Here is a 1,420-nt window from a genome sequence, read left to right on the forward strand (position 1 = left end):
CCCCCTGCCAGGTGAGGCCGTCTGGGGAGGTGAGAATGGTGTCCCCCACCGCCACGAACCGGCCCCCGCCGTAGGCCACACCGTAGAGGCCTTGGTCTGTTCCCGAGGGCACTGCCTGCCAGGTGAGGCCGTCCTCAGAGGCCAGGAGGGTGCCATACCACCCCACCGCCACGAACCGGCCGCCGCCGTAGGCCACGCTGGAGAGGACTTGGCCCGTCCCCGAGCGCACCCCCTGCCAGGTGAGGCCGTCCTCAGAGGCCAGGAGGGTGCCATACCACCCCACCGCCACAAACCGGCCGCCGCCGTAGGCCACGCCGTAGAGGCCCTGGTTCGTCCCTGAGCGCACTGCCTGCCAGGTGAGGCCGTCCTCAGAGGCCAGGAGGGTACCATACCACCCCACCGCTACGAACCGGCCGCCGCCGTAGGCCACGCCAAAGAGCCACGCCTCCGTCCCTGAGCGCACCGCCTGCCAGGTGAGGCCGTCTGGGGAGGTGAGGAGCGTTCCCTCTTTCCCTACTGCCACAAACCGGTTGCCGCCGTAAGTGACGTCTCTGAGACCTTGGTCCGTCCCTGAGCGCACTGCCTGCCAGATGAAGCCGTCCTCGGAGACAAGGAGGACACCCCCTCCCCCCCCTTCCCCCACTGCCACAAACCGGCCGCCGCCGTAAGCCACGCTGGAGAGGACTTGGCCCGTCCCCGAGCGCACCCCCTGCCAGGTGAGGCCGTCTGGGGAGGTGAGAATGGTGTCTCCTTCCCCCACTGCCACGAACCGGCCCCCGCCGTAGGCCACGCCGTAGAGGCCTTGGTCTGTTCCCGAGGGCACTGCCTGCCAGGTGAGGCCGTCTCTGGAAGTGAGGAGAGTGCCCCTACTTCCCACCGCCACGAACCGGCCGTCGCCGTAGGTGACGTCTCTGAGCTCTTGGTCCGTCCCTGAGCGCACTGCCTGCCAGGTGAGGCCGTCCTCAGAGGCCAGGAGGGTGCCATACCACCCCACCGCCACAAACCGGCCGCCGCCGTAAGCGACCTCGTTGAGGTTAGCCGAGGCAACCCACCACACCTCCCTCGCCTCAGGCAGTGAAGGTTGTTGATGTGGACAGGCTACCAGAGCCAGACTCAAAAGGTTCAGGCCGATAGCCTGAAGAAGCTTGGCTATATGCGGTCCGTTCACATCCACCGCCTCCCGGGACTTCTCCCCACAAAATAGCCGGGGACTTCAAGGGGCTGTCAATGGCCCCAACCCCCTTTGCTTGGGCCTAGCTCCGGTCCAGGAGCCGCCTCACCCACTCCCGCCGGGCCAAGCGGTAGGCCTCTCTTTTGCTGGAAGCCTCCACCGTGTAGGGCTTCCCAGGGCCCTCAACTCAAAACTTGCACCTCCCGAATACCCTGCATAAACACCCCCTTCCCCCCGCAGGCGGGGGCC

Annotated in this window: 1 protein-coding gene; it reads right to left on the reverse strand. The window is 67.2% G+C overall.

The window, feature by feature from the left end; all coding sequences use genetic code 11:
* Positions 1-1,057, reverse strand: a 1,057-nt coding sequence (locus C2847_RS12100; protein WP_208619961.1) for a hypothetical protein, incomplete at its 3' end; no start/stop codon positions are given.
* Between the last annotated feature and the right edge of the window lie 363 nt (positions 1,058-1,420).

Origin of the sequence: Thermus tenuipuniceus (assembly GCF_002964845.1) — a bacterium.
GTDB classification, from domain to species: Bacteria; Deinococcota; Deinococci; order Deinococcales; family Thermaceae; genus Thermus; species Thermus tenuipuniceus.